Origin of the sequence: Azospirillum melinis, assembly GCF_013340935.1 — a bacterium.
Classification (GTDB): Bacteria; Pseudomonadota; Alphaproteobacteria; order Azospirillales; family Azospirillaceae; genus Azospirillum; species Azospirillum melinis.
Window position 1 is genome coordinate 26,381 of sequence record NZ_WHOS01000021.1, and the last position, 24,241, is coordinate 50,621.

The 24,241-nt window shown below is 67.9% G+C and carries 23 protein-coding genes; 21 read left to right on the forward strand and 2 right to left on the reverse strand.

The features are described 5' to 3' along the window. Positions 1-73 precede the first annotated feature (73 nt). From GBZ48_RS17145 to GBZ48_RS17180, 8 genes are all read left to right on the forward strand, one after another. Positions 74-538 carry a nuclear transport factor 2 family protein gene (locus GBZ48_RS17145; protein WP_174472107.1) on the forward strand — a complete coding sequence of 155 codons (465 nt, stop codon included), beginning with the start codon at positions 74-76 and terminating at the stop codon, positions 536-538. A 388-nt stretch (positions 539-926) separates the two neighbouring features. Then, positions 927-2,858, forward strand: coding sequence for a bifunctional sugar phosphate isomerase/epimerase/4-hydroxyphenylpyruvate dioxygenase family protein (locus GBZ48_RS17150; protein ID WP_174472108.1), 1,932 nt, complete (start codon positions 927-929; stop codon positions 2,856-2,858). Between the two features lie 40 nt (positions 2,859-2,898). Beyond that, complete coding sequence (aroQ, locus tag GBZ48_RS17155) at positions 2,899-3,348, forward strand: type II 3-dehydroquinate dehydratase (protein ID WP_174472109.1); 450 nt, start codon at positions 2,899-2,901, stop codon at positions 3,346-3,348. Beyond that, on the forward strand, positions 3,345-4,247 hold the full coding sequence (locus GBZ48_RS17160) for a shikimate dehydrogenase (protein ID WP_174472110.1): 903 nt from the start codon (positions 3,345-3,347) through the stop codon (positions 4,245-4,247). Before aroQ ends, GBZ48_RS17160 begins: the two co-directional genes overlap by 4 nt. Positions 4,248-4,304: 57 nt before the next feature. After that, entirely contained in the window at positions 4,305-4,919 is a 615-nt protein-coding gene (locus GBZ48_RS17165; RefSeq protein WP_174472111.1) for a TRAP transporter small permease, read from the forward strand. A gap of 12 nt (positions 4,920-4,931) precedes the next feature. Beyond that, positions 4,932-6,212 (forward strand): TRAP transporter large permease subunit, encoded by a 1,281-nt coding sequence (locus tag GBZ48_RS17170; RefSeq protein ID WP_174472112.1) that lies wholly within the window; start codon positions 4,932-4,934, stop codon positions 6,210-6,212. A 35-nt stretch (positions 6,213-6,247) separates the two neighbouring features. Then, a complete protein-coding gene (locus tag GBZ48_RS17175) occupies positions 6,248-7,267 on the forward strand; it encodes a TRAP transporter substrate-binding protein (protein ID WP_174472113.1) in 1,020 nt (339 codons plus the stop codon). A gap of 103 nt (positions 7,268-7,370) precedes the next feature. After that, a complete protein-coding gene (locus tag GBZ48_RS17180; RefSeq protein ID WP_246307259.1) occupies positions 7,371-8,066 on the forward strand; it encodes a TetR/AcrR family transcriptional regulator in 696 nt (231 codons plus the stop codon). 31 nt (positions 8,067-8,097) lie between these two features. Here GBZ48_RS17180 and GBZ48_RS17185 read toward each other — a convergent pair whose 3' ends face one another. Further along, positions 8,098-9,036 (reverse strand): LysR family transcriptional regulator, encoded by a 939-nt coding sequence (locus GBZ48_RS17185; RefSeq protein ID WP_174472114.1) that lies wholly within the window; start codon positions 9,034-9,036, stop codon positions 8,098-8,100. A 93-nt stretch (positions 9,037-9,129) separates the two neighbouring features. Here GBZ48_RS17185 and GBZ48_RS17190 point away from each other — a divergent pair, with 93 nt between their 5' ends. From GBZ48_RS17190 to GBZ48_RS17215, 6 genes are all read left to right on the forward strand, one after another. After that, positions 9,130-9,597, forward strand: coding sequence for an ester cyclase (locus GBZ48_RS17190; RefSeq protein WP_174472115.1), 468 nt, complete (start codon positions 9,130-9,132; stop codon positions 9,595-9,597). 297 nt (positions 9,598-9,894) lie between these two features. Continuing rightward, entirely contained in the window at positions 9,895-11,091 is a 1,197-nt protein-coding gene (locus GBZ48_RS17195; protein WP_174472116.1) for an ABC transporter substrate-binding protein, read from the forward strand. A gap of 32 nt (positions 11,092-11,123) precedes the next feature. Continuing rightward, positions 11,124-12,056, forward strand: coding sequence for a branched-chain amino acid ABC transporter permease (locus GBZ48_RS17200; RefSeq protein WP_174472117.1), 933 nt, complete (start codon positions 11,124-11,126; stop codon positions 12,054-12,056). Then, complete coding sequence (locus GBZ48_RS17205) at positions 12,053-13,042, forward strand: branched-chain amino acid ABC transporter permease (RefSeq protein WP_174472118.1); 990 nt, start codon at positions 12,053-12,055, stop codon at positions 13,040-13,042. The genes GBZ48_RS17200 and GBZ48_RS17205 overlap by 4 nt, the downstream gene beginning before the upstream one ends. Then, the gene (locus tag GBZ48_RS17210; protein WP_174472119.1) at positions 13,035-13,790 is read left to right on the forward strand and encodes an ABC transporter ATP-binding protein; all 756 of its coding nucleotides are present in this window, start codon (positions 13,035-13,037) and stop codon (positions 13,788-13,790) included. The genes GBZ48_RS17205 and GBZ48_RS17210 overlap by 8 nt, the downstream gene beginning before the upstream one ends. Beyond that, positions 13,790-14,503 carry an ABC transporter ATP-binding protein gene (locus GBZ48_RS17215; protein ID WP_174472120.1) on the forward strand — a complete coding sequence of 238 codons (714 nt, stop codon included), beginning with the start codon at positions 13,790-13,792 and terminating at the stop codon, positions 14,501-14,503. The genes GBZ48_RS17210 and GBZ48_RS17215 overlap by 1 nt, the downstream gene beginning before the upstream one ends. 68 nt (positions 14,504-14,571) lie before the next feature. Here GBZ48_RS17215 and GBZ48_RS17220 read toward each other — a convergent pair whose 3' ends face one another. After that, positions 14,572-15,300 carry a GntR family transcriptional regulator gene (locus tag GBZ48_RS17220; RefSeq protein WP_174472121.1) on the reverse strand — a complete coding sequence of 243 codons (729 nt, stop codon included), beginning with the start codon at positions 15,298-15,300 and terminating at the stop codon, positions 14,572-14,574. Between the two features lie 125 nt (positions 15,301-15,425). Here GBZ48_RS17220 and GBZ48_RS17225 point away from each other — a divergent pair, with 125 nt between their 5' ends. The 7 genes from GBZ48_RS17225 to GBZ48_RS17255 are packed head-to-tail and all read left to right on the forward strand — an operon-like array spanning position 15,426 to position 24,150. Then, complete coding sequence (locus tag GBZ48_RS17225) at positions 15,426-16,811, forward strand: M20 family metallopeptidase (RefSeq protein WP_174472122.1); 1,386 nt, start codon at positions 15,426-15,428, stop codon at positions 16,809-16,811. Then, positions 16,808-18,397, forward strand: coding sequence for an ABC transporter substrate-binding protein (locus tag GBZ48_RS17230; RefSeq protein WP_174472123.1), 1,590 nt, complete (start codon positions 16,808-16,810; stop codon positions 18,395-18,397). The genes GBZ48_RS17225 and GBZ48_RS17230 overlap by 4 nt, the downstream gene beginning before the upstream one ends. Positions 18,398-18,401: 4 nt before the next feature. Then, positions 18,402-19,349: an ABC transporter permease subunit gene (locus tag GBZ48_RS17235; RefSeq protein ID WP_174472124.1), complete on the forward strand. Its 948-nt coding sequence runs from the start codon at positions 18,402-18,404 to the stop codon at positions 19,347-19,349. Further along, complete coding sequence (locus GBZ48_RS17240; RefSeq protein ID WP_174472125.1) at positions 19,342-20,172, forward strand: ABC transporter permease; 831 nt, start codon at positions 19,342-19,344, stop codon at positions 20,170-20,172. Before GBZ48_RS17235 ends, GBZ48_RS17240 begins: the two co-directional genes overlap by 8 nt. Further along, a complete protein-coding gene (locus tag GBZ48_RS17245) occupies positions 20,169-21,770 on the forward strand; it encodes an ATP-binding cassette domain-containing protein (RefSeq protein ID WP_174472126.1) in 1,602 nt (533 codons plus the stop codon). The genes GBZ48_RS17240 and GBZ48_RS17245 overlap by 4 nt, the downstream gene beginning before the upstream one ends. Before the next feature lie 17 nt (positions 21,771-21,787). Continuing rightward, the gene (locus tag GBZ48_RS17250; protein ID WP_174472127.1) at positions 21,788-23,014 is read left to right on the forward strand and encodes a M20 family metallopeptidase; all 1,227 of its coding nucleotides are present in this window, start codon (positions 21,788-21,790) and stop codon (positions 23,012-23,014) included. Next, positions 23,011-24,150: a M24 family metallopeptidase gene (locus GBZ48_RS17255; protein WP_174472128.1), complete on the forward strand. Its 1,140-nt coding sequence runs from the start codon at positions 23,011-23,013 to the stop codon at positions 24,148-24,150. Before GBZ48_RS17250 ends, GBZ48_RS17255 begins: the two co-directional genes overlap by 4 nt. Positions 24,151-24,241: the final 91 nt, after the last annotated feature.

Consider the following 24,241-nt stretch of genomic DNA (forward strand, 5'->3'; position numbering starts at 1 on the left):
CGGGTGCGGATCGCGCCGCGCCACGCTCTCACATCACTGCCTGTATCGTTTCATCCCCAAGAAGGAGCATGCCATGTCCCGTCCGCCGCTTCCCCCCTTCACCGCAGAGTCCGCCGTCGAGAAGGTCCGGCTCGCCGAAGATGGCTGGAACAGCCGCGATCCGGCGAAGGTCACGCTCGCCTATAGCGAGGACAGCCGCTGGCGCAACCGCGCCGAATTCGCGACCGGCCGCGCTGAAATCCAGGCATTCCTCACCCGCAAATGGAACAAGGAGCTTGAATACCGTCTGATCAAGGAACTCTGGGCCTTTGCCGGAAACCGCATCGCCGTGCGTTACGCCTACGAATACCGCGACGACAGCGGCCAATGGTATCGCGCCTACGGCAACGAGAATTGGGAATTTGCCGATGACGGGCTGATGCGCGCCCGGCATGCCAGCATCAATGAACACCCGATCGCCGAGGCTGACCGCAAGTTCCATTGGCCGCTCGGCCGCCGGCCCGACGACCATCCCGGTCTCAGCCATTTCGGTTTCTGAAGCCGGGCTTTACGACGCGGAACTTCGATAGGGAAAGGCAACTGACCCCAGATGCAACGAGGCCGTCCACCGTGGCGGCCTCGTTGCCATTGTTATGGCCGGCGCTTTGAAGCTGAGGGAACACTGACACTTCTATGTTGCGAGGGACTGACATTTTAGCTTTGCGCCAAAAAAGCAAAAAAACACATAAGGAGTGTTATGGAAATCAAACTAGCTGCCATGCGACGTCGCATATCCACAGGCGGTGGATACTGGTCTGTCAGCCGGCCCAAACCAGAGACGTTGTTCTATATACCGATCATTGGCAATCAAAGCATCTTGCACCAAAATGTACGAACTGGTACGTTTGTTGATGTCAACGAACCATGCCGCTGCCGAAGGGGCTCCCATGCCGTCCAGCGCCTTTACCTTCAAAAAGTCGATCGCCACCGTTTCGCTGAGCGGCACCCTGCCGGAGAAGCTCGAGGCGGCGGCGGCCATCGGCTTTGACGGGGTCGAGATTTTTGAGAACGACCTGCTGACGTTCGACGGGTCGCCGGCCGATGTCCGCCGCATCGCCGAGGGCTTGGGTCTGGAAATCACCATCTTCCAGCCATTCCGCGATTTCGAGGCGATGCCGGATCCGATCCGTGCCCGCAACCTCGACCGCGCGGAGCGCAAGTTCGACGTGATGCAGGAACTGGGCACCGACCTCGTGCTGGTCTGTTCCAACGTCCAGCCTTCAGCCATCGACGATCCGGCCCGTGCCGCCGCCGACCTCGCGGAAATGGCGGAGCGGGCGCAGCGCCGGAACCTGCGCGTCGGCTACGAGGCGCTGGCCTGGGGCCGGCATGTCAACCGTTGGCGCCAAGCCTGGAACATCGTGCAACGCGCCGACCATCCGGCGCTGGGGCTGATCGTTGACAGCTTCCACACGTTAGCCCTGAACGACGACCCGTCCGGCATCGCCGACCTGCCGGGCGACCGCATCTTCTTCGTGCAGTTGGCCGATGCCCCGACGCTGTCGATGGACGTGCTGTCCTGGAGCCGCCATTTCCGCAATTTCCCCGGTCAGGGCCAGTTGCCGGTCCGGCGCTTTCTCGATGCGGTACTGGCGTCGGGCTATCGCGGCCCGCTGTCGCTGGAGATCTTCAACGACGAATTCCGCGCCGCCCCTGCCCGCCTGACCGCTCTCGACGGCTTGCGGTCGCTCATTCATGTGGAGGCCGAGGCCGGCTTCGGTCCCGGCCTGCCGGCTCCGCCGGTCTGTCATGGCGTGGAGTTTCTCGAATTCGCCGTCGATGCGGCGGCACGCGACAAGCTGTCGGCCCTGCTCGGGAGCCTGGGTTTCCGCCATGCCGGGCGCCACCGCTCCAAGGATGTCGACCTCTACCGCCAGGGCGGCGTCAATCTGGTGCTGAACAGCGAGGAGGATTCCGCGGCGTCGGAGCATTTCCAGATGCATGGCCCCTCGGTCTGCGCCATGGCCTTCACGGTCGATGACGCCGCCCGCACCATTGCCCGTGCCGAGGCGTTGCGCTGTGTGTTGTGGCGCGAGCGGGTCGGCGACGGCGAACGCAAGATCCCGGCGCTGCGGGCACCCGACGGCACGCTGATCTATCTGGTCGATGGCAAGGAAGCCCGCCGCAGCATCTGGGAGGACGACTTCCACCTGTTCGCGGAAGAGCCGGCTGGGCAGGAAGCTGCCCCACAGCCCCCACATGGCCCCCCTCTGCTCGGCATCGACCATGTCGCACAGGCCCTGCCCTTCGGGCGGATGGACAGCTTCGTGCTGTTCTACCGCACGGTCTTCGGCTTCGTGCCGGAAAGCCTGTGGGAATTGCCCGATCCCTACGGCCTGATCCGCAGCCGGGCACTGGTCAGCCCCGATGCCGAGCCCGGCCGGGGCGTGCGGCTGCCGCTGAACATCTCCGAAAGCCGGCGGACCGCCACCGGCCGCTTCGTCAGCGCCACCTCCGGTGCTGGTGTCCACCACATCGCCTTCGCCACCGCCGATGCCGACGCGCTGGTGACGGACCGCCTTGCCGCCGGCGCCCCCTTCCTGCCGATCCCCGCCAACTATTACGACGATCTGGCGGTCAAGCACCCGCTGGACGATGCGACGCTGGCGACGCTGAAGGACCGCGAGTTGCTGTATGACCGCGATGAGCAGGGCGAGTTCCTGCACGCCTACACCGACAGCTTCGACGACCGCTTCTTCTTCGAGGTGGTGGAGCGGCGTGGCGGCTACCGGCAGTTCGGAGCGGTGAACGCCGCCGTGCGCATGGCGGTGCAGGCCCAGCTGCGCGAAGGCGCCCGGCCTGAGCTTTACCTCGACTGAAAATGAACGAAACAGTGCGTTTGTTTGGAGACGCCCCACCATGAGCCGCCCCATCCTCGTCCTCAACGGACCGAATCTCAACCTGCTGGGCAAGCGCGAGCCGCACATCTATGGCCACGAGACGCTGGCCGATGTCGAGGCCGACTGCCGCCGTACCGGCGAGGCGCTGGGCCTCGCCGTCGATTTCCGGCAGTCCAACGCCGAACATGTGCTGATCGACTGGATCCATGAGGCGCGGGAGACGGTGGCCGGGCTGGTCATCAACCCGGCCGGCCTGAGCCACACCTCGGTATCGCTGATGGATGCGCTGTCGGCCTGCGCCTTCCCCATCCTGGAAGTCCACATCTCCAATATCCACCGGCGCGAGGAATTCCGCCATTTCTCCTACGTGTCACGCGTCGCCGCCGGGGTGATCTGCGGCTTCGGCACCCAGGGTTACACGCTGGCCCTCCAGCGCATGGCCCGGCTGCTGGAAAGTGCCGCGAAATGAACGCCCTGTCCCGGCCGGCACCCGCCGTCGGCACCTCCATCCTCGTCGGCCTGATCGGCGCCGGCATTCAGGCCTCACGGACTCCGGCGATGCATGAGCGGGAGGCTGACGCGCTCGGCCTGCGCTGCATCTACCGGCTGATCGACCTCGACCGCCTCGGCCTCGGCCCCGCTGCCCTGCCGGAGCTACTGTCGGGCGCCGAGCGCATGGGCTACACCGGGCTGAACGTCACCTACCCGTGCAAGCAGGCGATCATTCCGCTGCTGGACGAGCTTTCGGACGACGCCCGCGCCATTGGGGCGGTCAACACCGTCGTGCTGAAGGACGGCCGGCGGGTCGGCCACAACACCGACTGTTCGGGCTTCGCCGAGGGCTTCCGCCGCGGGCTGGCCGGCGTGCCGATGGACCGCGTGGTGCTTCTCGGCGCCGGCGGGGCCGGAGCGGCGGTCGCCCACGCCGCCTTCCATCTCGGCACCGGCCGGCTGGACATCTTCGATGCCGACCCGGCGCGGGCGGCGTTGCTGGCAGACCAGATCAACGCGCGCTTCGGCGGCGGACGGGCCATGGCGATTCCCGACCGGGAGATCTTGCGCGCCGCCGTGGCGGCGGCGGACGGGCTGATCCATGCCACGCCCACCGGCATGGCAAAGTTCCCCGGCCTGCCGCTTCCGGCAGAGATGCTGCACCCGCGGCTTTGGGTGGCGGAGATCGTCTATTTCCCGCTGGAGACCGAGCTGTTGCGCACCGCGCGGTCCATCGGCTGCCGGACGCTGGATGGCGGCGGCATGGCGGTGTTCCAGGCGGTGGACGCCTTCCGGCTGTTCACTGGGGTTTCCCCCGATGCCGAACGCATACGCGCCCATTTCGCATCGATGGACGCCGGCCGATCCGCCGTCTGATACTGGCCCCAATCGAATAGAGATAAGCCGGCGGGGCGCCGGCACCGGGAGGACCGCATGAGACAGCTGGTCGAGGCCTATTTCACCCTCATCAAGATCCTGATGGCGCTGTGCATGGCCGGCATGGTGGTGCTGGTGTTCGGCAACGTCGTTCTGCGCTACGCCTTCAACAGCGGCATCACCGTTTCGGAGGAGATGTCGCGCCTGCTCTTCGTTTGGATGTGCTTCCTCGGCGCCATCCTGGGGCTGCGCGAACGGGCTCACCTCGGCGTCGATGCACTGGTGGCGCGGCTGCCACGGAGCGGCAGGATGGCCTGCGCGGTGCTCAGCTGCGGCCTGATGCTGTGGGTCACCTGGCTGGTGCTGCAGGGAAGCTGGACCCAGACCCTCATCAATTGGAGCGCGCAGGCACCGGCCACCGGCCTGTCGATGGGTCTGCTCTACGGCATCGGCGTGGTATTCGGCCTGTCGACCGGCGCCATCCTGCTGCATGAGATGTATTTGCTGCTGACCGGAAAGATCTCCGACGACGACCTCGTGATGGTCTCTGAATCGGAGGATCTGCCGGAGGCCACCGCCCATGGCGCCCACACCGGCGGCCACCGCACGCACCAGAGCATTAACCGGGCGGAGGCGTCGCCGCTGCCATCCCGCACCGCCTCCAGCCGCTGAGGACGCCGGACCATGACCATCACCATCTTCCTCGGCTCCCTGCTGGGTGCCATGGCCATCGGCATGCCCATCGCCTATGCGCTGCTGCTGTGCGGCGTGGCGCTGATGATCCAGCTCGACCTGTTCGACGCGCAGATCGTGGCGCAGAACCTGATCAACGGTGCCGACAGCTTTCCCCTGATGGCCGTGCCCTTCTTCATGCTGGCCGGTGAGATCATGAACACGGGTGGCCTTGCCAAGCGCATCGTCAACCTCGCCATGGCGATGGTCGGCCATATCCGCGGTGGGCTCGGCTACGTCACCATTCTGGCGGCGACGGTGATGGCCAGCCTGTCCGGCTCCGCCGTGGCGGATGCGGCCGCACTCGCCACCCTGCTGGTGCCGATGATGGTGGCGGCCGGCCATGACCGCAACCGGTCGGCCGGTCTGGTCTCCGCCAGTGCCATCATCGCGCCGATCATCCCGCCCTCCATCGGCTTCGTCATCTACGGCGTCGCCGGCAACGTCTCGGTCACCAAGCTGTTCCTGGCCGGCATCTTCCCCGGCATCCTGCTGGCCGTCGGCCTGTGCGGCGCCTGGTGGTACGTGTCGCGCAAGGAGAATCTCGCCCCTCCACCCCGCCGTTCGTTGCACGAGATTCTGGCGATCCTGCGCGAGGGCGTGTGGGCGCTGATGCTGCCGGTGATCATCATCGTCGGGCTGAAGTTCGGCGTCTTCACCCCGACCGAGGCCGCGGTGGTCGCCGCCGTCTATTCGCTGTTCGTCGCCGTCTGCGTCTATCGCGAGATGTCGGTTGCCGACATCTACCCGGCCCTGCTGGGGGCGGCGAAGACGACCAGCGTCGTCATGTTCCTGGTCGCGGCGGCGCTGGTGTCGTCCTGGCTGATCACCGTCGCCAACCTGCCGGGGATGGTGACCGATCTGCTGGAGCCGCTGATGGGCAACCAGACCCTGCTGCTGCTGGCGATGATGGCGCTGGTGGTGGCGATCGGCACCGCGATGGACATGACGCCGACCATCCTGATCCTGACGCCGATCCTGGTTCCGGTGTGCAAGCAGGCCGGCATCGATCCCGTCTATTTCGGCGTGCTGTTCATCATCAACAACGCCATCGGCCTGATCACCCCGCCCGTCGGCACCGTGCTGAACGTGGTCTGCGGCGTGTCGAAGGTCAGCATGGAGGGCGTCATCCGTGGCGTCTGGCCCTTCATGCTGGTCCAGTTGTTCGTCCTCTTCCTGCTCACCCTGTTCCCGTCGCTGGTGATGGTTCCGGCGGCCTGGCTCAGCCACTGATCCCGCTCTGCAAGAAAAAACCCGGAGGAAACCCAATGAAGACACACATGAAGTCCCTGCTCGCCGGCCTGCTGCTGCCCGGCCTGCTGTTCGCCGGTGCCGCCGCCGCCGCGGAATACAAGGACCGTTCGGTCAAATTCGCCTTCCAGAACGTCAAGGAGCACCCCCAGGGTCAGGGCGCGCAGAAATTCGCCGACATCGTCGAGGCGAAGAGCGGCGGCAAGATCAAGGTGAAGCTGTTCCCCGGCGGCACGCTGGGCGGCGACGTGCAGACCGTTTCGGCGATGCAGGGCGGCATCGTCGAGATGTCGGTGATGAATGCTGGCATCCTGGTATCCCAGGCCAAGGAATTCGCGCTGGTCGACCTGCCCTTCCTGTTCAACAGCGCGTCCGAGGCCGACGCCCTGCTGGACGGTCCGGTGGGCGAGCAGCTGATGGCGAAGCTGCCGGAAAAGGGCTTGGTCGGGCTCGGCTTCTGGGACCTCGGTTTCCGCAACCTGACCAACAACCGCCGGCCGGTGAAGACCGCCGCCGACATCGCCGGCCTGAAAATCCGTGTCATCCAGACGCCGATCTACATCGACATCTTCAAGGCGCTGGGCGCCAACCCGGTGCCGCTGGCCTTCCCCGAACTCTACAGCGCGCTTGAGACCGGCACCGTCGACGGGCAGGAGAATCCGGCCAAGACCATCGAACTGACCAAGTTCAACGAAGTCCAGAAATACATGACGATCACGCGACACATCTACAATCCGCAGTCGCTGATCATCTCCAAGAAGTTCTGGGACACGCTGAATTCCGACGAAAAGGCCCTGTTCCAGAGCGCTGCGGCCGAAGCCACCGTCTTCCAGCGCAAGCTGTCGCGCGAGCAGGAGGCCGATGCGCTGGCGTCGCTGAAGGCGAAGGGCATGACCATCGACGAACTGCCAGCCGACGAACTCGCCAAGATTCGCGAGAAGGTCAAGCCGGTGGTCGACAAGTACAAGGCCGAGATCGGCGATGCACTGGTCACCCAGGCCTATGCGACCATCGAAAAGAAGCGCGCGTCGAACTGACCGACGAGTTCGAAGGTGGAGCGTGTCCGCACGCTCCACCACTCCGGCATTGAGCTTTTTATCCTGTTCGTCCATTACCTCCGTTGAAGGCGCGTTGCGCCGCATGAAAATGGAACAGGGCATGACGGCGGACGACGCGACCGGAACAACTCCAAAAGCCAAGCCGAGCCGCAAGAACGATCCGGAAGGCACCCGCCAGGACATCCTTGAGGTGGCGACGGAGGAGTTCGCCTCGCTGGGCTTCAGCGGCGGCCGGGTCGATGCCATCGCCGCACGCACCCGCACCACCAAGCGCATGATCTACTATTACTTCGGCGGCAAGGAGGAGCTGTATCTTGCCGTTCTGGAGAAGGTCTATGGCGACATCCGCGCCATCGAGAACCGGCTGAACCTCCAGAATCTGGACCCTGAGGCGGCGATCCGCGCCCTGATCGACTTCACCTTCGACTATCAGGAACAGCACGAGGACTTCATCCGGCTGGTCAGCATCGAGAACATCCACCGCGCCGAACACATGAAGAAGTCCAAGGCCATCGCCAATCTGAACATCACGGTCATCGACACGCTGGCCCGCATTCTGGAACGCGGCCGGGCGGCGGGTGTGTTCAAGGCCGACATCCAGCCCATCGATTTGCATCTGATGATCAGCGCCTTCTGTTTCTTCCGGGTGTCGAACCGCCACACCTTCAACCTGATCTTTCATCAGAATCTCGCCGCCACCGACACGCGCACCCGGCACAAGCGGATGATCGCAGATGCCATCGTCAGCCTGCTCAAGACGGAAGCGGCGGGCACTTGAACCGGCCTCGCTGAACAGGCTCACCGTCCCATCAGATAGCCATCTTGGCAGGGGGACGAAGTCCGGCACGGTGCGGAACCGACGCCAGCAGGTCGCGGAACCACCGCTGTGCCGGGTGGACGTCGTTGCGGCGATGCCAGGAGAGGGCGAAGAGGATCGGCGGAAGGTCGAGCGGGACCGGCATGATGCAAAGCCGCTCCGCATGGCCTGAGGCCGCGACCACGCCTTCCATCAGGGTGGCGATCAGGTCCGTTTGCGCCACCAGGGCCGGGGCGGCATAGAGTTGCGGCAGCGTCAGGGCCAGCCGGCGCTTCAATCCCTGCTTGGCCAGGGCCGCATCGACCACCCCGTAACTCTCATTCTCAGGCGACACCAGAAGGTGCGACTGCTCCAGGAAGCCGTTCAGTTCGAGCGGTGGGCGCACGGTCGGATGCCCCCTGCGGACGACGCAGACGAAGCGCTCCTCGAACAGGTTCCTGCTGAGAATCCTGCCGGTGGAGGTCGGCGGCACACCAACCGTCAGGTCGACCTCGCCGGAATCCAGCATGCCGATGGCATCGTCCCGTGCGATGAAGTTGCGGATGCGCAGGGTGACGCCCGGCGCCTGTTCGCGCAGGATTTCCAGCAGGGCCGGCAGCAGGGCAAAGGTTGGGTGGTCCGACAGGCCCAGGGTAAAGCTGGCGGTCGAGGTCGACGGGTCGAAGCTCTGCGTGAACGCCAGTGCCTGCTGGAGTTCGGTCAGGGCCCGGCCGATCGGTTGAGCCAGATCGAGCGCCAGCGGGGTCGGCTGCAGCCCATTCGGCCCGCGGACGAACAGTTCGTCCTTCAGCAACCCACGCAGACGGGCAAGCGCGGCGCTCATGGCCGGTTGGGTGCGGCCGATGCGAGTCCCGGCCCGCGTGACGCTGCGCTCGGCCATCAGGGCATCGAAGGCGACGAGCAGGTTCAGGTCGATGCCATGTAAATCCATGCCATGGATGTTTTCATATATCGAGGATCGATTTCAAGCATGTCCGACCATCGGGTAGCGTCTCCTCATCGCATCTCCGAAAGGAAAAGCCCCATGGCACCGAAGGACGACACAGTGACCGGAACCGGGCTCACGCCGCAGGAACTCCGCGCCGTCGAGACGCTCTACCGCGCCTTCAGCGAAGGCAACCCGGACCTTCTCGACGAGGCGGTGACCGAGGATTGGCAGGACATTCCCCTCAATCCCGGCCAGCAGCCAGGCCGCGAGGGGATGAAGCCGCTGATCCGCGGATTTCTCGCCGCGTTCCCCGACACCAAAATCGAGGTCCTGGACATCATTGGCGCGCCCGGCCGTGCCGCCGTGCGGGCGGTGATGACCGGAACGCACAGCGGCGACTGGTTCGGGATCGCGCCGACCGGCCGGCCCTTCCGGGTGGCGATCCATGAATTCCACCGCATCGCCGACGGCAAGCTGACCCATACCTGGCATCTCGAAGACTGGTTCGGCTGGATGAACCAGATCGGAGCCCGCCCCGTTCTGGCGGAGGAGGCCGGACGGTAGCCTCCCAATCCGCTGTCCCTTCCGTCAAGGGACAATTGGAACGGATTCCCACCGCGTTCTCTTCAGTGTCGGCATGAAGGCGCACTGGCCGGGGCGAAGCATCCGCCCCCCGAAATCAGGCCAACGCCGCCATCAGGCGTCCCTCCAGACAGTCCGGTCCGGTTCGGAAGAACCGGATTTCGGATCTGGACAGTTCGCCCCTCACCACGGACAACCGGCGCACCGCACAGACACGGATGCCAAAAGCCGGACTGCGAGGGTATGCTTCCGACACATCAAGAACAGGGAAATCCACCAATGAACCGTCGCAGCTTTCTCACCACGACCGCATCAGCCGCAACCGTCGCCGCCACCGGGGGATTCGCGTTCGCGCCGTCCATCGCGCGGGCGCAGAACCAAGCGGTGAAGGTGGCGTTCGTCGGTACGCTGTCCGGTCCGGGGGCGGCGCTGGGCACGCATCTGCGCGACGGCTGGCTGGCGGGGGTGACGCGGCTGAACAACCAGCTCGGCGGCCGGGCGGTCGAGACGCTGGTGATCGACGACGAGCTGAAGCCCGATGTGGCGGTGTCCAAGGTCCGCGCCGCACTGGAGCGCGACAAGGTCGATTTCGTAGTCGGCGTCGTGTTCAGCAACATGCTGCAGGCCATCGTCCGCCCGGTGACGGAGAGCAACACCTTCCTGATCACCGCCAACGCCGGCCCCTCCACCCTCGCCGGCAAGGGATGCAGCCCCTTCCTGTTCAGCAGCGCCTACCAGAACGACCAGCCGCACGCGACCATGGGGCAGGCGGCGCAGGATCTGGGCTACAAGCGCGTGTTCATCCTGGTACCGAACTATCAGGCCGGCAAGGACGCGGTGGCCGGCTTCCGCAGCCGCTACAAGGGCGAGGTGGTGGACGAGATCTATGTGCCGCTGAGCCAGCTCGACTTCTCGACCGAAGTCACCAAGATCGCCGCCGCCAAGCCGGACGCCATCTTCACCTTCATGCCGGGCGCGCTGGGCGTCAATCTGGTGCGGCAGTACCGGCAGGCCGGGCTCGCCAACATTCCCTTCCTGTCCACCTTCACCGTGGACGAATCGACCCTGCCGGCCCAGGGCGAGTCGGCTCTCGATTTCTACACCGCCGCCACCTGGGCGCCCAATTTCGACACCCCGCAGAGCCGCCGCTTCGTGCAGGAGTTCGAGGCGGCCTACGGCTATGTCCCGTCGAACTTCGCCGCCCATGCCTATGACGCCGCCCACATGCTGGACGCGGCGATCCGCCGGACAGGCGGCGACGTCGCCAACAAGGCGGCGCTGCGGACGGCGCTGGAGGCCGGCGACTTCCCGTCGGTGCGGGGCGCGCTGCGTCTGGGGCCCAACCATTTCCCGATCCAGGATTTCTGGCTGTGCAAGGTCGCCAAGCGCGCCGACGGCAAGTTCCAGACGGAAACCGTGCGCAAGGTGCTGAGCGCCGATGCCGACGGCTACGCCGCCTCCTGCAAGATGGGATGACGGGCGGGACGGGCTGACGGGGGGCTTTCGCGATGTCCATGCTTCTGGTGCAGGCCCTCAACGGCCTGCAATTCGGGGTGCTGTTGTTCCTGGTGGCGGCCGGGCTCAGTCTGGTGTTCGGCGTCATGGATCTGATCAATCTGGCCCATGGCGTACAATACATGCTGGGGGCCTATGTCGCCGCCACGCTGGGGGTATGGACCGGCAGCTTCTGGCTGGGGGCGCTGCTGGCTCTGCCGGTGGCTCTGCTGGTCGGGCTGGCGCTGGAATGGCTGGTGTTCCGCCATCTCTACCGCCGCGACCATCTGAGCCAGGTGCTCGCCACCTTCGGCGTGATCCTGACGGTGGATGAGGCGACGCGGGCACTGTGGGGCAGCGCCCCGCAGACCGTGCTGGAGCCGTCCGGGCTGACCGGCGGCCCGATGGGCGGGGTGGAGATCGTCGCCGGACTGATCTACCCGACCTACCGGCTGGTCATCATCGGCGTCGGCATCTTGGTGCCCCTGCTGCTGTGGTTCCTGGTGGAGCGGACGCGGGCCGGCATGCTGGTGCGGGCGGGGGCGACCCATCCCGCCATGGTGTCGGCGCTGGGGGTGGACATCCGCCGCCTGTTCACAATCGTCTTCGCCTTCGGCGCGATGCTGGCGGGCTTCGCCGGGGCGCTGGCCAGCCCGATCTTCCCGGTGGCGCCGGGCATGGGCGACACCGTACTGATCCTGTGCTTCGTGGTGATCGTCATCGGCGGCGTCGGCTCCATCCGCGGCGCCTTCATCGCAGCATTGCTGGTCGGGCTGCTCGACAGCGTGGGGCGGGCGATGCTGCCGGACCTGCTGCGGCTGGTGCTCGACCCGTCGTCGGCCCGGCAGACCGGGGCGGCGCTGGCCTCCATGCTGGTCTACATCGTCATGGCCGCCATCCTGTTCTTCCGTCCTGCCGGGCTTTTCCCGGGGGGACGTTCGGCATGACGGCCCCGTTCCGCAAAACCCTCCGCAAACATGCCCTCGCCCTCGCCACGCTGCTGGCGCTGGCGGCGGCCCCCTTCCTCGGCTTCGGCGACGGCTTCGCGCTCAGCCTGCTGGCCCGCGCGATGATCCTGGGCATGGCGGCGGTCAGCCTGTCCCTTCTGGTCGGCGGTGCCGGGCTGGTCAGCCTGGGCCATGCCGCGACGATGGGGATCGGTGCCTATGCCGTGGTCGCCTTCGACGCCGCCGGGGTCAGCGAGGGGCTGATCGTCTTCCCCGCCGCCATCGCCGCGGCGGCCGCCTATGCGCTCGTCACGGGAGCGGTGTCGCTGCGCACCAGCGGCGTGCATTTCATCATGATCACGCTGGCCTTCGGGCAGATGGCCTTCTTCACCACCTCCTCCTTTTCCAGCCTGGGCGGTGACGACGGCTACACGCTCTATGCCCGCACCGAGTGGCTGGGAAGCCGGATCCTGGACAACCGGCTGAGCTTCCATTTCCTGTGCCTGGGCCTGTTGGCCCTGGTGTGGGTGGGCGGCACCCTGCTGCTGGGCAGCCGCTTCGGCCGGGTGCTGCGGGCGGCGCGGGAGAATCCGCAGCGGGCGCTGGCGGTGGGTTTCCAGCCCTACCCCTACCGTCTGGTCGCCTATGCGATGGCGGGGGCGGTCGGCGGCCTGTCGGGCGCACTGCTCGCCAATGCGACGGAGTTCGTGTCCCCTGCCCTGCTGTCCTGGACCCGGTCGGGGGAACTGCTGTTCATGGTCATCCTCGGCGGCGTCGGCCAGCTCGGCGGCGCGATCCTGGGGGCGCTCGCCATCGTGCTGCTGGAGGAAACGCTGTCGCACCTGCTGGTCTACTGGCGGCTGGTGTTCGGGCCGCTGTTGGTGCTGTCGGTGCTGTTCCTGCCGGACGGGCTGGTCGGCGCGCCGCTGCGCCTGCGCGCCGCCTTCCGGTTCGCCTCGCCCAAGCGGAGGAACGCCGATGCCTGATCCGTTGCTGGAACTGCACGGCCTGAGCAAGAATTTCGGCGCGCTGACCGTGACCTCCGACGTATCGCTGACCGTCCTGCCGGGGGAGATCCATGCGATCATCGGCCCCAATGGGGCGGGCAAGACCACGCTGATCCACCAGATCAGCGGCACCCTGCGCCCGGACCGCGGAACCATCCGCTTCGCCGGCCAGGATGTGACCGCCCTGCCCTTCGAGCGCCGCGCCCGGTTGGGGCTGGCGCGCAGCTTCCAGATCACCAGCATCGTGCCGGGCTTCACCGCGCTGGAGAATGTGGCGCTGGCGGTGCAGGCACGCAGCGGCTCCTCCTTCCGCTTCCTGCGCCCGGTGGCGGGCGAGGCGGCGCTGAACGACGAGGCGCGGGCGGCGCTGGACATCGTCGGACTGGGCCGGGTCGCCGACCGCACCGCCGCCGCCCTGTCGCATGGCGAGAAGCGTCAGCTCGAACTCGCCATCGCCATCGCGATGAATCCGCGCCTGCTGCTGCTCGACGAGCCGCTGGCCGGGGCCGGGCCGGAGGAGACCGAGCGGCTGATCGGCATCCTGCGCGAGCTGCGCAGCCGCTACGGCATCCTGCTGGTCGAGCATGACATGCAGGCGGTGTTCGCCCTGGCCGACCGCATCTCCGTCCTGGTCTATGGCCGCGTCATCGTCACCGGCACGGTCGACGAGATCCGCGGCCACCCCGAGGTTCGCACCGCCTATCTTGGAGAGGACGCGCTGGCGTGATGCTGAAGATCGACAATCTCACGGCGGGCTATGGCCAGAGCCAGGTGCTGTTCGGCGTGTCGCTGTCCATCGAGGCCGGTCAGGTGCTGGCGCTGATGGGGCGCAACGGCATGGGCAAGACGACGACCATCTCCGCCGTGATGGGACTGATCCCGCGCTGGGGCGGCAGCGTCAGCTTCGACGGCCAAGGCATCGGCCGCATGCCGCCGCACCGGGTGGCACGGCTGGGGGTGGGGCTGGTTCCGGAAGGCCGCCAGATTTTCCCGACCCTGACGGTGGAGGAAAACCTCGTCGCCACCGCCGCCGCCCGTAGGAATGGCCCAGGCACCGGGGCTGCGCGCTGGACGCTGGAGGCGGTGTGGGAGCTGTTCCCCCGCCTGCGCGAGCGCCGCCGCAATTTGGGCAACCGCCTGTCGGGCGGCGAGCAGCAGATGCTGGCAATCGGGCGGGCGCTGATGACCAACCCGCGCCTGCTGATCCTGGACGAGGCCACCGAAGGGCTGGCCCCGGTGATCCGCGCCGAGATCTGGGCGGTGCTGGAGACGCTGAAGCGCGAAGGCCAGTCCATTCTTCTGGTCGACAAGAACCTGTCGGCGGTTCTGCGCCTCGCCGACACCTGCGCGGTGATCGAGAAAGGCCGCACGGTGTGGAGCGGCACCAGCGCGGAGCTCGGCCGGGCGGCCGATATTCAGGAAACCTACCTGCACATCTGAAACGTCGGGCACCCCGCCCCGCGGAGTGTCGGCCGGCCGCTGTCGACGGTGCCAAGGCTTCCCGTCCGTCAGCGCACTTCGTTCACATAGCGGTGGTCGTCCGTCAGCGTCCTGTGGTGGCTGACGATGGTCAGGGTGCCGGTCTGGTCGAACGCCTCCTCGTCGATGATCAGAAGCGGCGTCGGGTCGGGGACGCCAAGGTCGGCGCGATCCTCGGCAGTGGCGAGCCCGGCCGAGACCCGCTCGCGCACGGCGGAAATGCGGATGCCGTGAACGTCGAGCAGGTGGAGGTAGAGCCGCTGCGGCACCAGTGACGGTTCCAGCGGGAAATCGGGCACCCGGCGGGCCACCAGCGCGATGCGGGAGCGCATCACCGCCCGCCCGTCCACCCGCCGCAGCCGCAGGATGCGGATCAGCGGCTCGCCCGGCTCCTCGCCCAGCAGGGCGGCCTCGTCGGCGGTGGCCGGGCTGCGTGAGATATCCGTCACCACCGCCTCGGACGACAGCAGCCGGCCGTCGCCGCCATGCAGGCGGTAATATTGGAAGAAGAAGCGCAGACTGTGCTGCGGCGTGCGCCCGGTGACCACCGTCCCGGTCTTGCGCCGGCGCATCAGCATGCCGTCCGCGGTCAGGTCGGCCAGCGCGCGGCGCATCGTTCCCACCGCAACCCCATAATCGGCGGCCAGCGCGACTTCGCCCGGCAGCACCATGCCGGGCGGCCACTCGCCCAGCAGAATGGCTTCCGCCATGCGGCGCTTGACGTGCTCGTAGAGCGGGATCGGCAGGTCACCCGCCATGTTTGCCGTCTTTTTGTTCACTGCCGCCTCGAAAATAGTCAGAAATTGCTCGAATCTTGACGATTGACAAAGATTTGTGCGCCGGTCACATTTCTTTATAGAATATAGAAAACAGCGAGCCTGTCATGGACAATCGGCATGGAAGCGGCCAGCCTACCGGCGACGACTCCCTCGATGCGGCGATGGCCTGGATCGCGCGGTCGGCGGAACCCGCCGTGGCCGATCTCGCCCGTATGATCGCTGTCGACACGTCCTTTCCTCCCGGCACCGGCTACGACGCCTTCGCCGACCTGATGGATGAGCTGATCGCCCCGCTGGGTTTCCGCTCCAGCCGGGTCGTCGTTCCCGACGCCCTGTGGCGGGTGCCCGGCGGGCCGGCGTCCGGCCGGCGCACCAATCTCATCGGCGAACGCGAGACGGGCAAGCCGGTTCTCGGGCTTTATTTCCATGTCGACACCGTGCCCGCCGCCGCCGGTTGGGACAAGGACCCGCTCCGCCTGACCCGCGAGGGCGACCGGCTGTACGGGCTGGGCGCCGCCGACATGAAGGGCACCATCGCCGCCGTGCTGCTGGCTCTGCGCGCCGCCGAGGCCTGCGGCCTGCCGCTGGCCTACGACCCGATGCTGCTGTTCTGCACCGACGAGGAGGGCGGGCTTTATCCCGGCGTGCGGTACCTTGCCGAACAGGGGCTGCTGGAGGGCCATGTCCTGAACTTCAACGGCAGCGCCGCGCCGCGCATCTGGGCGGGCTGCTTCGGCCTGTTCAACCTGCAGATCCGGCTGCACGGCCACACCGTCCATGCCGGCGAGGGCAACCGCTCCGGCTCCGGCGTCAACGCCATCGAGGCGGCGCTGCCGCTGCTTCAGGCGCTAACCGACCTCAAGCCGGTGGTGGCGCAACGGACCTCGGCCTTGCCGCCGCCACCGACCGCCTCCGGCCCGCTGGCCGCCCGGCTCGACATCGCCGCCGCCCATGGCGGCATCTGCGGCGGGCAGGTCCCCTCGCTGTTCGAGATCCTGGTCTGCCGCCGCTATGCGCCGGAAGAGGACTATGAGGAGGCGCGGGCGGAGATCGAAACGGCCATCGCCCGCGCGATGGCAGGCAGCCCCGACATTGCGGTGGACATCCAGCTGGTCGGCCACCTCGCTCCCACCGGCGATCCGACCGGGCCGCACTGGCCGCGCTGGCAGGCGGCGCTGTCGGCCGGCTTCGGCTACCGCCCGGACGAATTCCGCGCCTGGGGGGCGGCAAGCTGCTCCGACTTCGGCTGGGTCCAGCGCACCGGCATGCAGGAGGTGCTGCTAACCGGGCTCGGCCGGCCCGAGAGCAACGTCCATTCCCCCGACGAACACACCACCGTTACCGACATCGTGGCATTGGCGCAGAGCGTGCTGGCCTATCTGGCCGCCGGCTTCGCCCCCGACATGATCCCCGAAAACACTGACCAGAACACCGATCCGAACGCCGTGCCGACCCCAGGCCGCGGCCCGCAGAAGGAGTCCGACCGATGAGTTCCGTGACCCGCCGCCTCTTCCTCTCCGGAACCGCCGCCGGCCTCGGCGCCCTGTCCGCCTTCAGCCTGACCGGTGCGGCACCGGCCTTCGCCCAGCAGAGCGCCGCGCGCCGCGGCGGCGTGCTGCGCATCTCGGTCGATCAGGCCGCCAGCGTCATCCACCCGCTGCGCACCCGCGTGAACCCGGAATATCTGGTGGCCGAGCTGCTCTATTCCGGCCTGACGCGGCTGGCCGCCGGCATGAAGGTGGAGCCTGACCTCGCCGAATCCTGGGCGCCCGACCAGACTCTGACCGAATGGACCTTCGTCCTGCGGCCGGGGCTGACCTTCCATGACGGCTCGCCCTGCACCGCCGCCGACGTGGTCGCGACCTTCACCGCCATCCTCGATCCCAAGACCGCCTCGCCGGGCCGCACCAATGTCGGCCCGATCAAGGAGGTGACGGCCAAGGACGAGCGGACGGTGCTGTTCCGCCTGACCTCGCCCTATGCCGACCTGCCGGTGGCGCTGGCCTACACCAACGCCCGCATCGTCCCGGCCAAGGTGATCGAGACCGACCTCGACAGCCTGTCGCGCAGCGCGGTCGGCACCGGCCCGTTCAAGCTGGTCTCCTTCGAACCCGACCGCAAGATCGTGGTGGAGCGCAACCCGGCCTATTACGACCCGGCGCGCCCCTATCTCGACCGGGTCGAGGTGCTGGTCTATCCCGACCGCACCGCCGAGGCCTCGGCGCTGATTTCCGGCGACATCGACCTGATGCTGGGCACCGCCCCCGGCGAATACCAGCGGCTGGAGAAGTCCTCCGGCGTCAAGGCGCTGCGCGTGCCGTCGGGCCAGTTCCTGAACGTCAACATGGGCTGCGACCAGAAGCCCTTCTCCGACCCGCGCGTCCGTAAGGCGCTGGCGCTGTCCATCGACCGCGAGGCGATGGTGGGCTTCGTCGCCGGTGGCTACGGCACCCCCGGCAACGACACGCCGATCAGCCCGGCCTACCGCTTCTACCGCGAGCAGCCGCTGCGCAAGGCCGACCTCGCCCAGGCGAAGAAGCTGCTGGCCGAGGCCGGCTATCCCAATGGCGTCGACCTGACCATGATCGCGTCGGACAAGCCGGGCACCCGTACCGAACTGGCGGTCGCCATCCGCGAGATGGCGAAGCCCGCCGGCTTCCGCATCCAGGTGCAGACCATGCCGCACGCCACCTACCTGGATCAGGTGTGGAAGAAGGGCAATTTCTACGTCGGCTTCTACAACATGCAGGCGACCGCCGACGCGGTCTTCTCGCTGCTCTACACCTCCGACGCCGCCTGGAACGAGACGCGCTGGAACAACAAGGATTTCGACGCCCTGGTCGCCGAGGCGCGGGCCAAGACCGACGAGACCGAGCGCGCCGCCCTCTATGCCAAGGCGCAGCAGCTGATGCATGACGAGGTGCCGTCGGTCATTCCCGTCTTCTTCGACCTGCTGGCGGCGCGGCGCGATTACGTCGAGGGCTACGACCTGCACCCGCGCGGCTCGGTGTTCCGCCTCGACTTCGTCTCGCTCGGGGTGGCGGCGCCCCCAAGCCGCACAGATAAGCGGGGTTGAGGCCGTGAGCGCATCCTGGCTCCTGCGGCGGCTGGCGCTGATCCTCTACACGGTCTTCATCGTGTCGGTGCTGGTCTTCGGCATCACCCAGGCGCTGCCCGCCGACGCCGCCGTCACCCTGCTGGGCGAGAACGCCACCGCCGAGGCGCTGAACGCGATCCGCGAGCGCCTCGGATTGGGCGACCCGATCTGGTGGCAGTATCTGCGCTGGGTCGGGCACGCCGCGACCGGCGATTTCGGCCTGTCGATGCGCACCGGCCAGCCGGTGGGGCCGGAGATGCTGACGGCGCTCGGCCGCTCGCTGCTGCTGGCCGTCGCCGCCATCCTGGTCATGCTGGTGATCGCCGTGCCGCTGGGCATGCTGGCGGCGGTGCGCCAGGGCAAGCTGGCCGACATGGCGACCGGGTTGATCTCCTATCTTGGGGTCTCCTTCCCGGAATTCGTCACCGCGACGCTGCTCGCCATGCTGCTGGCCGACACCCTGCAATGGCTGCCCGCCACCGGCTACGTCTCGCCGCTGGAGGATTTTGGCGGGGCGCTGCGGCATTTGGCCCTGCCGGTGCTGACCGCCTCGCTGATCCTGGTGGCGCATGTCGCCCGCATGGTGCGGTCGGAAACGCTCGACGTGCTGCACAGCGACTATATCCGCGCCGCCCGGCTGAAGGGGCTGCCGGAACGCACGGTGCTGGTCCGCCACGCCCTGCGCAACGCGCTGCTGCCGGTGGTCACCATCGTGGCGCTGGATGTCGGCTATCTGTTGGGCGGCATCATCGTCATCGAGGAGATCTTCGCCATCCCCGGCATCGGCCGGCAGTTGATGGTGGCGGTTACCGCCCGCGACCTGCCCTCGATCCAGGCCGGCGCCCTCATCATGTCGGCGACCTACGCCGTCGCCAACACGCTGGCCGACGTTGCCTACGCCGTCCTCGACAAGAGGATCCGCTATGACTGACCTGCTGCGCCGGCTGATGCGCACGCCGCAAGGCGCCATCGGCCTGATCCTGCTGGCGGTGCTGACCGCGGCCTGCCTGTTCGGCCCCTGGCTGGCGCCCCACGACCCGGAGAAGATGGACTTCCTCGGCCGCTTCCGTCCGCTCGGCGCCCAGAACTGGTTCGGCGCCGACCAGTTCGGCCGCGACGTGCTGAGCCGCCTGCTGGTCGGCGCCCGCTCCACCCTGCCAATGGCGCTGGCCGCCACCCTGCTCGGCACCGTCGCAGGCGCCGTGGTCGGCACCGCGTCGGCCTATCTCGGCGGGCGCTGGGACGAGGCGATCATGCGCACCATCGACGCGGTGATGGCGGTGCCCGGCCTGCTGCTCGCCCTGCTGCTGGTCAGCACGCTCGGCAACGGCGCCGGCAACGCGATGATCGCCATCGCCGTCACCTTCGCCCCCGGCATGGCGCGCGTCACCCGCGCGGTGGCGTTGACCGTGCGCGGCCAGGACTATGTCAAGTCGGCCACGGTGCGCGGCGAGAGCGCGTCCTGGATCATCTTCCGCGAGATGCTGCCCAACGTGATGGCCCCGGTGGTGATCGAGGCGACGATCCGCGTCTCCTTCGCGGTGATGCTGTTCGCCACCCTCAGCTTCCTCGGCCTCGGCGCCCAGCCGCCGGCCTCCGAATGGGGCCTGATGGTGGCGGAGGCGCGCCATTACGTCCATCAGGCGCCCTGGATCATCATCGCGCCGTCGCTGGCCATCGCGATGACCGCCATCGCCTTCAACCTGCTCGGTGATGGACTGCGCGACGCCATGAACCCGCGGGATGAACGATGACCGCAGTCCTCTCATTGCGCGACTACACGCTCGACTATCTCACCGGCAGCCGCCCTTTGCGGGTCCTGCAGGACATCAGCCTCGACATCGCGCCCGGCGAGGTGCTGGGGCTGGTCGGCGAATCCGGCTCGGGCAAGAGCACGCTGGCCTGGGCGATCATGCGGCACCTGCCGAAGAACGCCCGCGAACTGTCGGGCAGCATCCGGCTTGGCGACACCGACCTGCGCGGCCTGTCGCCGCGCGCGCTGACCCGCATCCGCGGCCGGCGCATCGGCATGGTGTTCCAGGATCCCTCGACCGCGCTGAACCCGACGCTGACCATCGGCCGGCAGGTGACGGAGACGCTGGTCAACAACCGCGGCCTGACCCGGCGCGCCGCCTGGGATTTGGCGCTCGAACTGCTGGGCCATGTCGAGCTGCGCGACCCCGAGGCGCTGATGCGGCGCTATCCGCACGAAATCTCCGGCGGCGAGAAGCAGCGCATCCTCATCGCCACCGCCTTCGGCTGCCGGCCGGAACTGATCGTCTTCGACGAGCCGACCACGGCACTCGACGTCATCACCGGCGCCCGCATCCTCGACCTGTTCGCCCGGCTGCGCGCCGAAACCGGGGTCGCGGCGCTCTATATCTCGCACGACCTCGCCCTGGTCTCGCGCGTCGCCGACCGGGTGGCGGTGATGAAGAAGGGCCGGCTGGTGGAGGAGGCGCCGGCCGCCTCGATCTTCGCCCGCCCCGCCCACGAGGAAACCCGCAAGCTGGTGGCTGCGGTGCCGCGCCCGGAGCACCGGCTGGTCCATGACCGGCCGGGCGACCGCGTCCTGCTCGCCGCAGAGGCGGTTTCGGTCCGCTATGCCCGGCGGCGCCTGTTCCGTCCGCCCCCGCCGCCGGCGACCCACGCGGTCGGCTTCGATATCAGGGCCGGCGAGATCCTGGGCATCGTCGGCGAGTCCGGCTCCGGCAAATCCTCCATCGCGCGGGCACTGACCGGGCTGGCCGATTTCTCCGGCGGCATCCGCTTCGACGGCCGGCCGATCGGATCGGTCCGCGACATGGACGGCGCCTATCGCCGCGCGGTGCAGATCGTCTTCCAGCATCCCGACGGCTCGCTGAACCCGCGCCAGACGGTGGGGGAGATCCTGTCCCGCCCGCTGAAGCTGTTCGGCACCGGCCCGGCCGACCTGCCCGCCGGAAACCTAGCCGCCGAGATCGGCCGGCTGCTGGAGCAGGTTCGCCTGCCGGCCGCCTACGCCACCCGCTGGCCGCACCAGCTCTCCGGCGGAGAGAAGCAGCGCGTCGCCATCGCCCGCGCCTTCGCCGCCAAGCCCTCGCTGGTCATCTGCGACGAGATCACCGCCCCGCTCGACGTCTCGGTCCAGGCCTCGATCATCGAGCTGCTGCTGTCGCTGCGGGCCGAGACCGGCGCCGCCTATCTCTTCATCACCCACGACATCAACCTGATCCGCCAGATCGCCCACCGCATCGCCGTGATGCGCCGGGGCGAGCTGGTCGACCTGCTGCCCATCGACGCGGTCGACGCCGACCATGTCCACCCCTACACGCGCGACCTGATGGCCGCTTCGCCGACCCCGGTCGGCTGACCCCTTAGGAACTCCCCATGGACACCGCAGAGATTCTCGCCCGTCTCGACACCGATGCGGCCCTCGCCTTCCTGGCCCGCATGGTCCAGCACAAGAGCTACAGCCAGACCGAGGGCGAGCGCGAGCTGGCCCGCTTCATGGCCGCCTCGATGTCGTCCCTGGGGCTGGAGGCGGAACTGACGCCGGTGCCCGGCGGGCGGGTCAACGCCGTCGGCCGCTGGCGCGGCACCGGCGGCGGCAAGAGCCTGCTGTTCAACGGCCACATCGACACCAACCCGGTGACTGAGGGCTGGACCGTCGATCCCTGGGGCGGGAAGATCGACGACAAGTTCATCTACGGCATCGGCTGCTCCAACATGAAGGCGGGCGACGCCGCCTATTTCTGCGCGGTGAAGACCCTGATGGACGCCGGGGTGAAGCTGCGCGGCGACGTCATCCTGACCTATGTGGTGGGCGAGCTTCAGGGCGGCGTCGGCACGCTGGCGCTGATGGACCAGGGGCTGCGCGCCGACTGCTTCATCAACAGCGAGCCGACCGACCTCCAGGCGATGACGATGCACGCGGCGGCGCTGAGCTTCGTCATCGAGCTGGTCGGCGACACCCGCCACCTGTCCAAGCGCGAGGAGGCGGTTGACGCCATCGCCGCCGCCTGCGACCTGATCCCGCGGCTGAACGCCCTGGCCCTGTCCGGCGCCAAGTCGCCGGAGCACGCGACGATCAACCGCGTCCATGTCGGCGTTGTCCACGGCGCGCTGGGCAAGGAACTGCACGAGTGGCGCTCGCCGCAGGTCGCCGACTTCGTGCGGATCAAGGGGTCCGCACGCTACGCCACCGGCCAGAGCGAGGACGGGGCGCTGGCCGACCTGCGGCGCGAGCTGGACGCGCTGGAAGCGCGCTTCCCCGGCCTGAAGGCCAGCGTCTTCTCCGAGGACCGCGGCGGCACCCCGACTATGCCGACCTTCGAGGTGGCAAAGGATAGCGCCATCGTCCAGGCGGTGAACCGCGCCTATCGCGCGGTGCGCGGCACCGACCAGCCGACCGGCGCCATCACGCCGCCCGGCTTCTACGGCACCGACGCCGGCCATCTCCAGCATTCCGGCGGCATGGAGGGCGTCGTCTGCGGTCCGGGAGGACGCTACAACACCATGCCGGACGAGCGGGTCGACATCGACGACTATCTCGACATGATCCGCGTCTACATGCTGACCATCCTGGAGATCTGCGGTGTGGAGCCTCGCGAATGACCGCAGCCATCGCCGCCCGCTTCGCTCCGCGGATGGCCCGGCTGCGCGAGGCGATGGCAGCCGGGGGCTGCGACGCCTTCCTGGCCGACCATGCCGAGCTGATCGCCTGGATCGGTGGCTACACCGTGTCGGAAACGCTCTACCGCGCCGTCATCGTGCCGATTGAGGGCGACCCCTGCTTCGTCCTGCGTTCCATCGATGCAGGCCCCTGCCGCTCCGGGGTGTGGTTCGACGACGTGGCGACCTTCGACGATCACGAGGACCCGCAGGGCGTGGTGGCGAACGCGCTCGCGGTTCGTGGCCTCGCCGGCGGCCGGATCGGCTTCGATCCGGCCTCCTACGGCCACACCGTCGCCACCGCGCAGCGCCTTGCCGAATGGCTCCCCGATGCCCGCTTCGTCCCGTTGCCGGGGCTAAGCGACCGTCTGCGCGCCTGCAAGTTCGCCGACGAGATCGACGCCATTGCCGCGGCGGCGACCATCGCCGACCAGTGCATGCTGGGGTTGGAAGGCCATGTGCCTCCCGGCCGGACGGTGCGGGAAGTGGCGGCCGCGGCGGCAGCGGCGCAGCTCTGGCTCGGCGCCGACGACGGCGGACCGGGGCCGATCCTGGTGTCGGGTGGCCATGGAAGCGGAAGCCATGTCGATTTCCTGCATGGCAGCGGTCTCGACCGGACGCTGATGCCGGGCGACATCCTGCATGTCGAGCTGACGCCGCGGGTCGGCAACTACGGCGCCCGGCTGATGCGGCCGGTCTTCGTCGGTGACCCGCCGGCCGGAGCGCGGGAAACCTTCCGGCAGCTGGCGGAGATTCAGGACCGGCAGATCGCCGCCATGCGGCCGGGTGCCGCGGCCCGCGATGTCGATGCCCTGCTGCGGACGGCGGTGCTGGACGCCGGGTTGCGGGCCGACTACGGCAACGTGACCGGCTACGCCATGGGCCTCTATGCCCGCACGCCGCGGCCGAGTGACTTCTCGCAGTCCTTCCACCCCGGTGCCGACTTCCGTCTGGAAGCGGGGCAGGTGTTCCACATGTACGCGTCGGCGCGCGGCGTTGCCGTGAGCGAGACCATCCTCGTGACCGACGCCGAACCCCGCCGACTGACGACCTGCCCGCGTCGGCCCATGGAAGGCTGAGCCCGCCACAGTGTCGGGCACGGCTCCGTCAGGTGTCGCGCCAGACCTGAGCCATATGCGGAAAGCGGCGCGCCGGACCGGGAAGCCTGGG

Coding starts and splice junctions, on each gene's coding strand:
- GBZ48_RS17195 (WP_174472116.1), top strand. CDS start 9,895: ATGAACCGTCGCAGCTTTCTCACCACGACCGCATCAGCCGCAACCGTC.
- GBZ48_RS17225 (WP_174472122.1), top strand. CDS start 15,426: ATGGACAATCGGCATGGAAGCGGCCAGCCTACCGGCGACGACTCCCTC.
- GBZ48_RS17205 (WP_174472118.1), top strand. CDS start 12,053: ATGACGGCCCCGTTCCGCAAAACCCTCCGCAAACATGCCCTCGCCCTC.
- GBZ48_RS17210 (WP_174472119.1), top strand. CDS start 13,035: ATGCCTGATCCGTTGCTGGAACTGCACGGCCTGAGCAAGAATTTCGGC.
- GBZ48_RS17185 (WP_174472114.1), bottom strand. CDS start 9,036: ATGGATTTACATGGCATCGACCTGAACCTGCTCGTCGCCTTCGATGCC.
- aroQ (WP_174472109.1), top strand. CDS start 2,899: ATGAGCCGCCCCATCCTCGTCCTCAACGGACCGAATCTCAACCTGCTG.
- GBZ48_RS17255 (WP_174472128.1), top strand. CDS start 23,011: ATGACCGCAGCCATCGCCGCCCGCTTCGCTCCGCGGATGGCCCGGCTG.
- GBZ48_RS17170 (WP_174472112.1), top strand. CDS start 4,932: ATGACCATCACCATCTTCCTCGGCTCCCTGCTGGGTGCCATGGCCATC.
- GBZ48_RS17145 (WP_174472107.1), top strand. CDS start 74: ATGTCCCGTCCGCCGCTTCCCCCCTTCACCGCAGAGTCCGCCGTCGAG.
- GBZ48_RS17200 (WP_174472117.1), top strand. CDS start 11,124: ATGTCCATGCTTCTGGTGCAGGCCCTCAACGGCCTGCAATTCGGGGTG.
- GBZ48_RS17150 (WP_174472108.1), top strand. CDS start 927: ATGCCGTCCAGCGCCTTTACCTTCAAAAAGTCGATCGCCACCGTTTCG.
- GBZ48_RS17240 (WP_174472125.1), top strand. CDS start 19,342: ATGACTGACCTGCTGCGCCGGCTGATGCGCACGCCGCAAGGCGCCATC.
- GBZ48_RS17190 (WP_174472115.1), top strand. CDS start 9,130: ATGGCACCGAAGGACGACACAGTGACCGGAACCGGGCTCACGCCGCAG.
- GBZ48_RS17215 (WP_174472120.1), top strand. CDS start 13,790: ATGCTGAAGATCGACAATCTCACGGCGGGCTATGGCCAGAGCCAGGTG.
- GBZ48_RS17230 (WP_174472123.1), top strand. CDS start 16,808: ATGAGTTCCGTGACCCGCCGCCTCTTCCTCTCCGGAACCGCCGCCGGC.
- GBZ48_RS17175 (WP_174472113.1), top strand. CDS start 6,248: ATGAAGACACACATGAAGTCCCTGCTCGCCGGCCTGCTGCTGCCCGGC.
- GBZ48_RS17160 (WP_174472110.1), top strand. CDS start 3,345: ATGAACGCCCTGTCCCGGCCGGCACCCGCCGTCGGCACCTCCATCCTC.
- GBZ48_RS17165 (WP_174472111.1), top strand. CDS start 4,305: ATGAGACAGCTGGTCGAGGCCTATTTCACCCTCATCAAGATCCTGATG.
- GBZ48_RS17245 (WP_174472126.1), top strand. CDS start 20,169: ATGACCGCAGTCCTCTCATTGCGCGACTACACGCTCGACTATCTCACC.
- GBZ48_RS17250 (WP_174472127.1), top strand. CDS start 21,788: ATGGACACCGCAGAGATTCTCGCCCGTCTCGACACCGATGCGGCCCTC.
- GBZ48_RS17180 (WP_246307259.1), top strand. CDS start 7,371: ATGAAAATGGAACAGGGCATGACGGCGGACGACGCGACCGGAACAACT.
- GBZ48_RS17220 (WP_174472121.1), bottom strand. CDS start 15,300: ATGGCGGGTGACCTGCCGATCCCGCTCTACGAGCACGTCAAGCGCCGC.